Annotated in this window: 9 protein-coding genes; 4 read left to right on the top strand and 5 right to left on the bottom strand. The window is 72.0% G+C overall.

The genetic code is table 11. The annotated features are described in order from the left end of the window. Nucleotides 1-369 precede the first annotated feature (369 nt). A complete protein-coding gene (locus HMPREF0731_RS10450; protein ID WP_007004079.1) occupies nucleotides 370-1,959 on the bottom strand; it encodes an ABC transporter substrate-binding protein in 1,590 nt (529 codons plus the stop codon). A gap of 289 nt (nucleotides 1,960-2,248) precedes the next feature. Between HMPREF0731_RS10450 and HMPREF0731_RS10445 the strand changes: the two genes are divergently transcribed. Then, a complete protein-coding gene (locus HMPREF0731_RS10445; protein ID WP_007004078.1) occupies nucleotides 2,249-5,731 on the top strand; it encodes an indolepyruvate ferredoxin oxidoreductase family protein in 3,483 nt (1,160 codons plus the stop codon). Nucleotides 5,732-5,755: 24 nt separating this feature from the next. Here HMPREF0731_RS10445 and HMPREF0731_RS10440 read toward each other — a convergent pair whose 3' ends face one another. The 4 genes from HMPREF0731_RS10440 to HMPREF0731_RS10425 are packed head-to-tail and all read right to left on the bottom strand — an operon-like array spanning nucleotide 5,756 to nucleotide 11,279. Beyond that, entirely contained in the window at nucleotides 5,756-7,693 is a 1,938-nt protein-coding gene (locus tag HMPREF0731_RS10440) for an acetyl-CoA carboxylase biotin carboxylase subunit (protein WP_007004077.1), read from the bottom strand. Then, nucleotides 7,690-8,484, bottom strand: coding sequence for an enoyl-CoA hydratase-related protein (locus tag HMPREF0731_RS10435; protein WP_007004076.1), 795 nt, complete (start codon nucleotides 8,482-8,484; stop codon nucleotides 7,690-7,692). Before HMPREF0731_RS10435 ends, HMPREF0731_RS10440 begins: the two co-directional genes overlap by 4 nt. Before the next feature lie 19 nt (nucleotides 8,485-8,503). Next, the gene (locus HMPREF0731_RS10430; RefSeq protein WP_007004075.1) at nucleotides 8,504-10,111 is read right to left on the bottom strand and encodes a carboxyl transferase domain-containing protein; all 1,608 of its coding nucleotides are present in this window, start codon (nucleotides 10,109-10,111) and stop codon (nucleotides 8,504-8,506) included. 10 nt (nucleotides 10,112-10,121) lie between these two features. Beyond that, nucleotides 10,122-11,279, bottom strand: a complete 1,158-nt coding sequence (locus tag HMPREF0731_RS10425) for an isovaleryl-CoA dehydrogenase (RefSeq protein ID WP_040612667.1) — start codon at nucleotides 11,277-11,279, stop codon at nucleotides 10,122-10,124. Between the two features lie 207 nt (nucleotides 11,280-11,486). On the opposite strand from HMPREF0731_RS10425, the gene HMPREF0731_RS10420 reads away from it, so the two are divergent. From HMPREF0731_RS10420 to HMPREF0731_RS10410, 3 genes are all read left to right on the top strand, one after another. Further along, the gene (locus HMPREF0731_RS10420) at nucleotides 11,487-12,044 is read left to right on the top strand and encodes a TetR/AcrR family transcriptional regulator (RefSeq protein ID WP_007004073.1); all 558 of its coding nucleotides are present in this window, start codon (nucleotides 11,487-11,489) and stop codon (nucleotides 12,042-12,044) included. Continuing rightward, nucleotides 12,041-12,472, top strand: coding sequence for an Lrp/AsnC family transcriptional regulator (locus HMPREF0731_RS10415; protein WP_007004072.1), 432 nt, complete (start codon nucleotides 12,041-12,043; stop codon nucleotides 12,470-12,472). Before HMPREF0731_RS10420 ends, HMPREF0731_RS10415 begins: the two co-directional genes overlap by 4 nt. 136 nt (nucleotides 12,473-12,608) lie before the next feature. Next, nucleotides 12,609-13,535: an arginase gene (locus HMPREF0731_RS10410; RefSeq protein ID WP_245538298.1), complete on the top strand. Its 927-nt coding sequence runs from the start codon at nucleotides 12,609-12,611 to the stop codon at nucleotides 13,533-13,535. Nucleotides 13,536-13,595: the final 60 nt, after the last annotated feature.

Here is a 13,595-nt window from a genome sequence, read left to right as displayed (position 1 = left end):
GGTCGGCTCGCTCTCCGGCAATGCCGGGGCCGGCGCCCTGATCGGCGGCGCGGCCGGTGCCCTGGGCGGCGCCGCCACCAGCCCCAACACCGTCAATCTCGGCCGCCCCGCCTGGCGTTGATTTGCCAGCTGCCGGCCAGGGCCGGGACGGGATGAGCGTCACCTGACGCCATCCGCTCCGGCCCAGCCAAGAACCGCGGCACCCCTTGGGTGCCGCGTTTTTTTGTACGCTGCCGGTCAGGGCCGGGACGGGGGGCCCCACGCGACCGGGGCGCTTCGGCCCAGGGGAGCAGCTCCCTCCCCTGCCCGGCTGCGCCCCGCCCGCCTGCCGTACCCCGCATCCCCGCCAGGCAGCGGCAGCCTGGAAAATTAAGAGGGGCGGATGTTCCAGAAGGTGGCGAAGCCGCCCAGCAGGCCGGTCACGCTGGTCCGGTGCGCCGTCGGCTGGATATAGTTGCCGAGCGGGTAGTAGGGCACTTCCTCCAGGCTGACCTTCTGGATCTCGCGGCAGATGGCCTGCTGGGCGGCGAGGTCCGGCGCCTCGAACCATTGCTGGCGCAGCGCCTCGGTGCGCGGGCTCTGCGACCAGCCGGGATAGGCCACGCCATTGCCGCGCAGCGCCAGATGCACGGCCGGGTTCAGCCAGTCCGCCCCGGCCCAGGAGCTGACGAAGGCGCTCCAGCCGCCCTGCTCCGGCGGGTCCTTGCGGTTGCGCCGCGCCAGCAGCGTGCCCCAGTCGGTCGCCAGATAGTCCACATTCATGCCGGCCCGGCGCATCATGTCGGCGGCGACATCGCCCTGCGCCTTCAGGCCGACGGAATCCGCCGGCACCAGCAGCACCACCTTCTCGCCCTGGTAGCCGGCGGCGGCCAGGTCGCGCTTCACCTTCTCATAGTCGCGCTCGCCCTGCAGGAAGCCCAGACCCTCCGGCGTCGCCATCGGCGTGCCGGGGGCGAAATAGCCCAGCGGCGTGCGGTACATGCTGCTGTCATTGCCGACGATCGCCTCCATGAAGGCGGACTGGTCCACCGCGCCGAACAGGGCGCGGCGCACCGCCGGCTTGTCGAAGGGCGGCTGCAGGTGGTTGATCCGCAGCATGGTGACGAAGCCGGTCGGGTCGGGCACCGAGATGCGGATCTGCCGGCTGCGCCGCAGCAGCGGCAGCACGTCGTGATAGGCGTATTCCATCCAGTCCTGCTCGCCGGCCAGCATGGCGCTGGCGGCGGTGCCGGCATCCGGCTGGGTGGTCCAGACCACGCGGTCGAAATGCACGCGCTTGGGGCCCGAGGTCCAGTTGGGCGTGCCGTCCGGGCGCGGCTGGTAGCGCTCGAACCGCGCATAGGCGTTGCGGGCGCCGGGCACCCGTTCATCGGCCAGGTAGCGGAACGGGCCGGAGCCGACCATCTCGGTCACCTGGCGGAACGGGTCGGTCTCGGCCAGCCGGGCGGGCATCATCGCCGGCATGGGCGAGCCCGGCTTGCCCAGCGCCATCGGCAGCAGGGGAAACGGCTTCTTCAGGCGGAAGCGGATGCTGCGGTCGTCGGGGGCGGAGAGCTCCTCGGTCGCGGCCATCAGCGCCTCGCCGAAGGGGTCGCGCTTGGCATAGCGGCGGATCGAGGCGACGCAGTCCCGCGCCAGCACCCGCTCCCCATCATGCCAGACCAGGCCGTCGCGCAGGGTCAGGGTCCAGAGCAGACCGTCCTGCTCCACCACATGCCCGGCGACCATCTGCGGATGGACGTTGAAATCCGTGTCCACGCCATAGAGCGTGTCGAACACCAGATAGCCGTGGTTGCGGGTGACATAGGCGGTGGAGAAGACCGGGTCGAGATAGGCGAGGTCGAGCTGCGGGATGAAGCGCAGCGTGGTGGCGGATTGCGCACGCGGCAGCGACGGCGCCATGGCGGCCCCGACCGCCGCCCCGGCGCCCAGGCTTTGCAGGAAGCTGCGACGCAGCATGTCGATCTCCTTGTGACAGGGACCGGCTCTTTCTCCCGGCGCGCATCCTGGCGCCGATGCGGGCCTGCTGGCAACCGGCGATCGCGCGAAACTTGGCCGTATCGCACAGCGATGTTCGCAAAAGATCCTGCCGGAAAGCGGCACAATGCTGCGCTGCTTCGGAAGCCGCTTCCGCCCGCGCCCGCCTAGTCTGTCGGCAACGACACAGGGAGGAGGAGCGCCCCGCCCCTGCGCGGCCCTCCATTCTCCCGGCCATGCCGCACGCATGGCAGGCAGGGAAGGTCCGCTGATGCTCGATGCCGCGATCGGTCACCCCACCTCTCCCTCCGGCCCGCCGGAGGCGCTGCCGCCCGGCGCGCGTCCCTACCTGACCGGGCTGCAGGCGCTGGCCCGGCTGCCGCTGCTGCAACGGGCGCGGGATGCCGCCGCCGGGTTGGACACGGCGGGGTTCGTCTCGGGCTATCGCGGCTCGCCGCTGGGCGGGCTGGACCAGGCGCTGTGGAAGCTGCGCCCGGCGCTGGAACAGGGAAAAATCCGGTTCCAGCCCGGGCTGAACGAGGATCTGGCGGCCACCGCCGTCTGGGGCACGCAGCAGCTCGGCCTGTTCCCGGGCGCGCGGCACCAGGGGGTGTTCGCGCTGTGGTATGGCAAGGGGCCGGGGGCGGATCGCAGCATCGACGTGTTCAAGCACGCCAATGCCGCCGGCACCTCCCCCTTCGGCGGCGTGCTGGCGGTGGTGGGCGACGATCATGGCGCCAAGTCCTCCACCCTGCCGCATCAGAGCGACCATGTCTTCGCCGCCAGCATGATCCCGGTGCTGAATCCGGCGACGGTGCAGGAGATCGTCGAGTTCGGCCTGCATGGCTGGGCGATGTCGCGCTTCACCGGGCTGTGGGTGGCGTTGAAGGCGGTGTCGGACACGGTGGAAAGCTCCGCCGCCATCACGCTCGACCCGCACGCCATCGCGCCGCGCTTCCCGGCCGATCTGGAACTGCCGGCCGACGGGCTGAACATCCGCTGGCCGGACACGCCGATGGCGCAGGAATACCGGCTGCAGCGCTTCAAGCCCTATGCCGCCATGGCCTATGCACGGCTGAACGGGCTGAACCGCGTGGTGCTGGACAGCCCCCGCGCCCGCTTCGGCATCGCCAGCACCGGCAAATCCTGGCTGGATGTGCGGCAGGCGCTGGAGATGCTCGGCATCGACGAGGCGAAGGCGTCGGCGCTCGGCCTGCGGCTGTTCAAGGTCGGCATGCCCTGGCCGCTGGATGCCGAGGGCACGCGGCATTTCGCCGAGGGTCTCGAAGAAATCCTGGTCGTCGAGGAGAAGCGCCAGCTGATCGAGTACCAGCTGAAGGAGCAGCTCTACAATTGGCGGGAGGATGTGCGGCCGCGCGTCATCGGCAAGTATGACGACCAGGGCGAATGGGATCTGCCGGTGCATGACTGGCAGCTGCCGGCGGCGGGGGAGCTGTCGCCCTCGCTGATCGCCCGCGTCATCGCCCGCCGGCTGGCGCGTTTCCACACCGATGCGGAGATCGCCGCCCGCGCCGCGGCGCTGGAGGCGGCCGCGCGCCCCGCTTTGCCGCTGGCGCTGCGCCCGCCGCATTATTGCAGCGGCTGCCCGCACAGCTCGTCGACGAAGGTGCCGGAGGGCAGCCTGGCGCTGGCCGGCATCGGCTGCCACTACATGGCGCTGTGGCTGAACCCCGAGCAGACCCGCACCTTCAGCCAGATGGGTGGCGAGGGCGTGGCCTGGATCGGCATGGCCCCCTTCACGGACACGCCGCATGTCTTCGCCAATCTGGGCGATGGCACCTACACCCATTCCGGCGTGCTGGCGGTGCGGCAGGCGGTCGCCGCGAATGTGCCCATCACCTACAAGATCCTGTTCAACGACGCCGTCGCCATGACCGGCGGGCAGAAGGCGGAAAGCGGCTTCAGCATCCCGCAGATCGTGGCGCAGCTGCAGGCCGAGGGCGTCTCCCGCATCGCCATCCTGGCCGAGGACCCAGGGCGCCATGCCGGCACGCGCTGGCCCGCAGGCGTCACGCTGCACCCGCGCTCGGCGCTGGACAGCGTCCAGCGCGAACTGAAAGACATCCGGGGCGTAACGGGGCTGATCTATGACCAGGTCTGCGCCACCGAGAAGCGCCGCCGCCGCAAGCGCGGGCTGATGCCGCAGCCGGCGCAGCGTGTCGTCATCAATGAGCGCGTCTGCGAGGGCTGCGGCGATTGCAGCCGCGCCTCCAATTGTCTCTCGGTCGTGCCGGTGGAGACGGAGTTCGGCCGCAAGCGCGCCATCGACCAGTCCAGTTGCAACCGCGACATGACCTGCCGCGACGGCTTCTGCCCCAGCTTCGTCACGCTGCAGGGCGGCACGAAGCGCGCCGCGCCGGCGCTGGCCGGCGGCCTGGCGCTGCCCGGCGACCTGCCGGAGCCGGCGCAGCCTTCGCTGGATACGCCCTATGGCATCCTGATCGCCGGCATTGGCGGCACGGGGGTGGTGACGATCGGCGCTCTGCTGGGCACGGCGGCGGCGATGGAGGGCAAGGGGGTGACCGCGCTCGACATGGCCGGGCTGGCGCAGAAGGGCGGGCCGGTCTGGTCGCATCTGCGCTTCGCCGCGCGCCAGGCGCAGCTGCACGCCGCGCGCATCGCCGAGGGCGAGGCGGATCTGCTGCTGGGCTGCGATCTTGTGGTTTCCGGCCTGCCGGACACGCTGGCGCGGCTCTCCACCGGGCGCAGCCGCGCCGTGATCAATGCCGATCTGGCGCCGACCAGCGAGACGGTGCGCGGCTTCGCCCGCCAGGCGCGGGAGGGTGACGCCACGGCCCCCCCTGCCCTGCCCGGCGTCGCGCTGCAGGACCGGCTGGCGCAGGCGGCGCAGAGCGAGTTCCTGCCCGCGACCACCCTGGCCACCGCCCTGTTCGGGGATTCTCTGGCCTCCAACCTGTTCCTGCTGGGCTATGCCTGCCAGCGCGGCTGGCTGCCGGTCTCGCCGGCCTCGCTCTCTCGCGCCATCGAGATCAATGATGCGGCGGTCGCCATGAACCAGGCGGCCTTCGCCTGGGGGCGCAAGGCCGCGCTGGATCTGGCCGCTGTACGGGCCATGGTGGCCCCGAAGCCGTCGCTCGCCAGCAGCCTGGAGGAGATCGTCGCGCTGCGCCGCGCCGAGCTGGTGGCCTATCAGGACGAAGCCTATGCCGACCGCTACGCGGGTCTGGTCGAGGCGGCGCGCCAGGCCGAGGCAGAACGCGCCCCGGGCCGCTCCGGCTTCGCCGAGGCGGTGGCGCGGCACCTCTTCACCCTGATGGCGGTGAAGGACGAATACGAGGTGGCGCGGCTGCACAGCGACCCCGCCTTCCTGGCGAAGCTGACCGAGGGCTATGCCGAACCGCCGCGCCTGGTCTTCCACCTGGCGCCGCCGCTGCTCGGCACGCGCAAGCGGGAATTCGGCCCCTGGATGCTGCCGGTGTTCCGCCTGCTGGCGCGGGCCAAGGGGCTGCGCGGCGGCTGGCTCGACCCCTTCGGCCACACCGCGGAGCGGCGCGAGGATCGCCGCCTGCTGGCCGAGCATGTGGCGCTGATCGAGCGAATCTGCCGCGAGCTGACGCCGGAGCGGCACGCGCTGGCGGTGCAGCTGGCCGGCATTCCCGGGCTGATCCGCGGCTATGGCGCGGTGCGGGCGCGGCATGTGGCGCAGGCCATGGCCCGGCGCGCGGCGCTGCTGCGTGACTGGGAGACGAAGCGCGAGCCGGTGCCGGCCTGAAGCGCCGCCGCCGCCCGGCCGGGTTCAGCCCAGCCGGGCGAGCAGCGTGCCTTCCTCGACCATGGCGCCCTCGGCCACCGGCAGCGCCTGCACCACCCCGTCGCGCGGCGCGGTCAGGGAGAGCTCGGTCTTCATCGCCTCCAGCACCAACAGCGGCGCGCCGCGCGCAACGCTCTGACCGGGCGTGGCCAGCAGGCGGATGACACGGCCGGGGATGGGCGCGCGCAGCATGTCGTCGCCTGCGGCCTCGCCACCCGCCGGCGCCAGCGGGTCGGGGACACGGAAGCTCGCCACCTCATCGCCCAGCGCCAGCACCAGCGCATCGCCCTGCCAGCGGCAGGCCCAGCCCAGGCGCTGGCCGTCGAGCCGGATGGCGCCCTCGCCCGCCGGCTCGGCGCGGATGTCCTCAACCCGCAGCCCGCCGCCGGGCAGGGGCTGGATGGCGAGGCGCCGCTGCTCCTCCCCCGCCTGCAGCAGCAGCGGCGCGGCCTCGGCCGGGCCGTTCAGGCGGAAGCCCGGCAAGGCGCGCCACGGGTCTTCCGGCACCAGCGGTGCCCGGCGCTGCCACAGGGCCAGCGCCGCCGCCGCCCAGGCCGCGTCCGAGGGCGGCGCGGCCGGTGCCAGCAATTCGGGATGGCGGGCGATGAAGCCGGTGTCCAGCTCCGCCGCGGCGAAGCCCGGATGCGCCGCGATGCCGCGCAGCAGGCCGAGATTGCTGCGCACCCCGCCGAGGCGCGTCGCCGCCAGCGCGCCACGCAGCCGGTGCAGCGCCGCGTCGCGATCCGGGCCCCAGGCGATGATCTTGGCCAGCATCGGGTCGTAATGCGGCGTCACCGCATCGCCTTCCGCGACACCCGCATCGACGCGCACCCCCTCGCCCTGCGGCCATTGCAGCAGGGTGACCGGGCCGGTGGAGGGCAGATAGTCGCGCGCCGGGTCCTCGGCATAGAGCCGGACCTCGATGGCGTGGCCGGAGAGCGGCACCTGCGCCTGGGTGATGGGCAGCGCCTCGCCCTGCGCCACGCGGATCTGCCATTCGACGAGATCGAGGCCGGTGATCGCCTCGGTCACCGGATGCTCGACCTGCAGGCGGGTGTTCATCTCCATGAAGAAGAACTCCTCGCCCTCGGCGATGAACTCCACCGTGCCGGCGCCGACATAGCCCACGGCGCGGGCGGCGGCGATGGCGGCCTCGCCCATGGCGGCGCGGCGTTCGGCGCTGAGGCCCGGGGCGGGCGCCTCCTCCACCACCTTCTGGTGGCGGCGCTGCAAGGAGCAGTCACGCTCGTTCAGATGCAGGATGTTGCCGTGCTGGTCAGCGAAGATCTGCATCTCGATATGCCGCGGCCGGGTCAAATAGCGCTCCAGCAGCACGCGGGAATCACCGAAGGCGGCCATCGCCTCGCGCTGCGCGCTGGCCAGCGCCTCGGCGAAACCGGCGGCGTCCTCGGCCAGCTTCATGCCCTTGCCGCCGCCGCCGGCGCTGGCCTTGATCAGCACCGGCCAGCCGATGCGCGCGGCTTCCCGCGCCAGCAGCGCGGCCTCCTGCGCCTCGCCATGATAGCCGGGCACCAGCGGCACGCCGGCCTGCTGCATCAGCGCCTTGGCGCGCGCCTTGTCGCCCATGGCGGCGATCGCCTCGGGCGGCGGGCCCAGGAAGACCAGCCCGGCCTCGGCGCAGGCGCGGGCGAAGCCGGCATTCTCCGACAGGAAACCATAGCCCGGATGCACGGCATCGGCGCCGGCGCGTCGCGCGGCGTCGAGGATGGCGGGGATGTTCAGGTAGCTCCGCGCCGCCGCGGCGGGGCCGATCGGCAGGGCCTGGTCGGCCTGGCGCACATGCAGGGCGCCGGCATCGGCCTCCGAATAGATTGCGACGGTCGCGATGCCCAGGCGGCGCGCGGTCGCGATGATGCGGCAGGCGATCTCGCCGCGATTGGCGATCAGCAGGCGGCGGATCATGGCCCGTGCTCCGGCACCCAGGCGGGCTTGCGGCGGCTGAGGAAGGCGGCGATGCCCTCCCGCCCCTCGGCCGAGGCGCGGCGGGCGGCGATGCGGCGGCCGGTCTCCTCGGTATAGGCGTCATCCACCGCGCGGGCCTCGGCGAGAAACACCAGCGCCTTGGCGTCGGCCTGCGCGCCAGGGGCGTTGCGCAACAGGGTCGCCACCATCTCGGCGCCGGCCGCCTGCAGCTCGGCCTCCGGCACCACTTGGTGCAGCAGGCCGATCTCCTGCGCGCGGGTCGCGCCAAACACCTCGGCGGTCAGGAAATAGCGGCGCGCCTGGCGGGCGCCGATGGCGGCGATGACATAGGGGCTGATGGTGGAGGGCGTCAGGCCCAGCTTCACCTCGCTGAGGCAGAAGCGCGCGCTCTCCGCGCCGATGGCGATGTCGCAGCAGGCGGCGAGGCCGACGCCGCCGCCATAGGCCGCGCCCTGCACCAGCGCGACGGTCGGGCGCGGCAGCCGGTCCAGCGCGTGCAGCATGCGCGCCATGGCGGTGGCATCCGCGGCGTTCTCCGCCTCCGATTGCGTGGCGGCGCGGCGCATCCAGTCGAGATCGGCGCCGGCGGAGAAGCTGGCGCCGTTGCCGTCCAGCACCACCAGCCGCACCTCCGGGTCGGCGCCGATGCGGTGGAAGGCGGCGTCCAGCTCCGCGATCAGCGCATCATCGAAGGCGTTGTGGCGCTCGGGGCGGTTCAGCGTCAGGCGGTGCACGCCATGCGGCTCGCGGCGCTCGAGTAGGGCGGTCATGCTCGGATCCTCTGGCGGGCTACATGCGGAACAGGCCGAAGCGCGTCGGCGGCAGCGGCGGGATGGCGGCGACCGACAGCGCCAGGCCGAGCACGTCGCGCGTCGCCGCCGGGTCGATCACCCCATCATCCCAGAGCCGGGCGCTGGCATAGTAGGGATGGCCCTGGGTCTCGTATTGCGCCCGGATCGGCGCCTTGAAATCTTCTTCCTGTTCGGCAGTCCATTCCTCGCCTTTCGCCTCCAGCGCGTCGCGGCGCAGCGTGGCGAGGACCGAGGCCGCCTGCTCGCCGCCCATCACGCCGATGCGCGCATTGGGCCACATCCACAGGAAACGCGGCGAATAGGCGCGGCCGCACATGCCGTAATTGCCGGCGCCAAAGCTGCCGCCGGTGATGATGGTGAATTTCGGCACCTCGGCGGTCGCCACGGCATTGACCATCTTGGCGCCATCCTTGGCGATGCCGCCGGCCTCGTATTTGCGGCCCACCATGAAGCCGGCGATGTTCTGCAGGAACACCAGCGGAATGCCGCGCTGGGCGCAGAGCTCGATGAAATGCGCGCCCTTCTGCGCGCTTTCCGAGAACAGGATGCCGTTGTTGGCGACGATGCCGACCGTGTAGCCCCAGATGCGGCAGAAGCCGGTGACCAGGGTGGGGCCATAGAGGCGGCGGAACTCGTCGAATTCGCTGCCATCGGCGATGCGGGCGATGATCTCCCGCGCCTCGACCGGCTGGCGCAGGCTCTGCGGGATCAGCGCGTGGAGTTCCTCCGGTGCGTGGCGCGGCGGGACCGGCACACCAGAGGGGCGGAGCGCGGGCCGCACCTCCGGCAGCGTCGCCACGATGCGGCGGGCGATGCGGATGGCATCCGCATCATCCTCGGCGATGTGGTCGGTGACGCCGGAGATGCGGCTGTGCAGTTCCGCCCCGCCCAGCTCCTCGGCCGAGACGATCTCCCCGGTGGCGGCCTTCACCAGCGGCGGGCCAGCCAGGAAGATGGTGCCCTGGTTGCGGACGATGATGCTCTCATCGCACATCGCCGGCACATAGGCGCCGCCGGCGGTGCAGGAACCCATGACCAGCGCGATCTGCGGGATGCCAGCCGCCGACATGCGCGCCTGGTTGTAGAAGATGCGGCCGAAATGCTCGCGATCCGGAAAAACCTCGTCCTGGTTCGGCAGGTTGGCGCCGCCGGAATCGACGAGGTAGAGGCAGGGCAGATGGTTCTGCGCGGCGATCTCCTGCGCGCGCAGATGCTTCTTCACGGTGATGGGGTAGTAGGTGCCGCCCTTCACCGTGGCGTCGTTGGCGACGATCATGCAGGGCCGGCCGCAGACATGGCCGATGCCGGTGATCAGCCCGGCCGAGGGCACCTCCCCGCCATACATGCCCTGCGCCGCCAGCTGGCCGATTTCCAGAAAGGGCGCGCCGGGGTCGAGCAGCGCCGCGACACGCTCGCGCGGCAACAGCTTGCCGCGTGACTGGTGGCGCTGCCGCGCGGCCTCGCCGCCGCCCTGGCGGATGCGGGCGGCGGTGGCGTGGAGGTCATCCACCAGGGCGCGCATCGCGGCGGCATTGGCCAGGGCCTCCGGCGCGGCGGGGTCGAGCGTGCTGGGCAGGATGGTCATGCGCCGCGCCTCAGCCCTGGCCGGCCATCAGCTCGCGGCCGATCAGCATGCGGCGGATCTCGCTGGTGCCGGCGCCGATCTCGTAGAGCTTGGCGTCGCGCAGCAGGCGGCCGGCAGGGTATTCGTTGATGTAGCCATTGCCGCCCAGGCACTGGATGGCCTCCAGCGCCAGGGCGGTCGCGGCCTCGGCGGCGTGCAGGATGGCGCCGGCGGCGTCCTGGCGCGTCACCTGGCCGCGGTCGCAGGCGCGGGCGACGGTGTAGACATAGGCGCGGGCGGCGTTCATGCGGGTGTACATGTCGGCCAGCTTGCCCTGCATCAGCTGGAACTCGCCGATCGGGCGGCCGAATTGCCGGCGCTGGCGCAGATAGGGCAGCACCAGGTCGAGGCAGGCGCGCATGATGCCGAGCGGGCCGCCCGCCAGCACGGCGCGCTCGTAATCCAGCCCGCTCATCAGGATGTTGACGCCCTGGCCTTCCTCGCCCAGGCGGTTCTCCGCCGGCACGCGGCACTCCTCGAAGACCAGCTCGGCGGTGTTGGAGCCGCGCATGCCAAGCTTGTCCAGCTTGCGGCCGGGGCGGAAGCCGGGGAAGCCCTTCTCCACCACAAAGGCGCTGATGCCGCGCGGGCCCGGCGCCGGATCGGTGCGGGCATAGACCACCAGCACATCGGCATCCGGGCCGTTGGTGATCCACATCTTGCTGCCGTTCAGGCGGTAATGGTCGCCCTGCCGCTCGGCGCGCAGGCGCATGGAGACGACATCCGACCCCGCCTCGGGCTCCGACATGGCCAGCGCGCCGACATGCTCGCCCGAGATCAGCTTTGGCAAGTAGCGCGCGCGCTGCGCGACATTGCCGTGGCGGCGGATCTGGTTGACGCAGAGATTGGAGTGGGCGCCGTAGGAGAGAGCGACGGAGGCGGAGGCGCGGCTGATTTCCTCCATGGCGATGACGTGTTCGAGATAGCCGAGGCCGGAGCCGCCCTCAGCTTCCTCGACGGTGATGCCGAGCAGGCCGAGATCGCCGAATTTTCGCCAGAGATCGGCCGGGAAGTCGTTCTCGGCGTCGATGGCGGCGGCGCGGGGCGCGATTTCCTTCGCGGCGAAGGCGCGGATCTGTTCGCGCAGCGCGTCGGCGGCCTCGCCCAGGCCGAAATCCAGCTCCTGCATCGGCTCCTCCTGGCGGGCCTGTTCCCGGCCCTGGAAACGAACATACGTTCGTTTCTGCTGCGCCCGCAAGCGCCGTGTGGTAGGGTTGCGCCGGCCGCCAGCGGCGGCCGGCCCTGACAGAAAGAAGAAGGGGGTTGCAGGGGGAATTCATTCCCCCTGCGCTGGCGAGGCATGGCACGCATCACAGGCTCTGACGGCAGGCGCACAATGGCGGCCATCCGTGCCGCGGGTTTGCGGCTGATCCAGGCGCATGGCTATGAGGCGATGAGCCTGCGGCGCCTGGCGGCGGAGGTGGGTCTGCAGCCGGCCTCGCTGTACAATCATTTCCCGACCAAGCAGGCGCTGCTGCACGGGCTGATCCTGGAGCATATGGAGGCGCTGCTCTCCGCCACCGCCGCCGCGCTGGCGGACTGCCCACCCGACCCGCTGGCGCGGCTGCGCGGCTTCGTGGCGCATCACCTCCTGTATCATCTGGAGAAGAAGCGCGAGGTGTTCATCGCCAATTTCGAGCTGCGCGCGCTGGAGGGAGAGAATCTGCGGCAGATCCTGGCCCTGCGCCGGCGCTATGAGGCGCTGCTGATCCGGATTCTTGAAGAGGGGATGGCGGCGGGGCAGCTTCGCCCGGGGGATGCGCGGATCGGCGCCTATGCCATCCTGGCGATGCTGACCGGCGCCTGCACCTGGTACAAGCCGGAGGGCCGGCTGACGCGGGAGGAGATCGTGCGCATCCATACCGACCTCGTGCTGCGGGGCCATGCCGCATGAGCCTGCTGGACGAGACCGACCGCGCCCTGCTGGCGCTGCTGCGCGACGATGCGCGGCAGCCGCTGACCAGCCTGGCGGCGGCGCTGGACCTGTCGCGCGCCACGGTGAAGGCGCGCATCGACCGGCTGGTGGAGCGCGGCATCATCCAGGGCTTCACCGTGGTGCTGCGGCGGGAGGCGGAGCCGGCGCCGATCCGCGCCATCACCCTGGTGGAGATCGAGGGCAATGCGACGGAGCGGGTGACGCGGCGGCTGCAGGGCCTGCCGCAGGTGGCCGCCATCCACGCCACCAATGGCCGCTGGGACTTGGTGCTGGAGATCGAGGTGGCGAGCCTGGAGGCCTTCGACGCGACGCTGCGCGAGATCCGGCATATCGAAGGCGTGGCGAACAGCGAGAGCAATCTGCTGCTGGCGCGGCGCAAGGGCTGACGATCTGCGCGATCAGGCCCGTCACTTTGCGCGATGAATGGCGCTGATCGCGCAATTTCGCGTCTCGTTTTCGCGCATCCCGGCTTGGCATAGTCCCGCTTCCCCCGCCTGAGCCGCGGGCGGAATGGAGGTGCGGATGATGCGTTCGGGCGGTTTCCCGGTGATGTTCGGTGCGGCGATGGATCTGGGGGCGAGCCGCCGTGGCTCCGCCGCCGGCCCCCTGGCGCTGCGGCATGCGGGGCTGCTGCGGGCGCTCGGCGCCGGCGCGCGGGATGCGGGCGACCTGCCCTGCCCCGCCCCGCTGGAAGGCTTCGACGCCATCCGCCCGGCGCATCATCTGGGCGAGATCGCCGCCTGGGCGCGCGCCGTGCAGGCGCAGGCGGAAGCCGTGCTGGCAGAGGGCGGGCTGCCCGTGCTGCTGGGCGGCGACCACAGCCTGCCGCTGGGCTCGGTGGCTGCCAGCGCGCTTCATGCGGCGGCGCTGGACCGGCCGCTCTTCGTGCTGTGGATCGACGCGCATGGGGATTTCAACACGCCGGCGACCTCGCCCAGCGGCAATGTGCACGGCATGACGCTCGCCGCCCTCTGCGGCGAGCCGGGCCTCGGCCCGGTCTGGGGCGACGCCCCGCCGCCGATGGTCGACCCCGCTCGCGTGCAGGTGCTGGGCGCGCGCGACCTGGATGCCGAGGAAGCGGCGCTGCTGGCCGCGCGCGGCGTCGGCGTCACCACCGCCGCGGCGCTGCGGCAGGGCGGCGTGGCGGCGGCGCTGCGGCCCTTCCTGGCGCGCGTGGCGGCGGAGGACGGGGTGCTGCATGTCAGCTTCGATGTTGACTCGCTCGACCCGGTGCTGGCGCCCGGCGTCGGCACCCCGGTGCCCGGCGGGCTGAGCGCCGAGGAAGCCGCCGAGGCGCTGGCCTTGCTGCGCGACAGTGGGCGCCTGGCCGCGCTCGACATCGTCGAGCTGAACCCCTTCCTCGACCGCGAGGAGCGCAGCGCGCGCCTGACCGTGGCGCTGATGGCCGAGCTGTTCGGCGCGCCCCACGGCGCGCGGCGCGCGGCCTGACCCCCGACACGGCGCGGCTCGGCACGGGCCGCACCGCGCACAACCCGACAGGAGGCGAAG

The sequence above is a fragment of the Pseudoroseomonas cervicalis ATCC 49957 genome, from assembly GCF_000164635.1.
In the GTDB taxonomy this organism is placed as follows: domain Bacteria; phylum Pseudomonadota; class Alphaproteobacteria; order Acetobacterales; family Acetobacteraceae; genus Pseudoroseomonas; species Pseudoroseomonas cervicalis.
The sequence above is the reverse complement of the archived record's forward strand: the minus strand, read 5'-3'. Positions and strand labels throughout refer to the sequence as shown.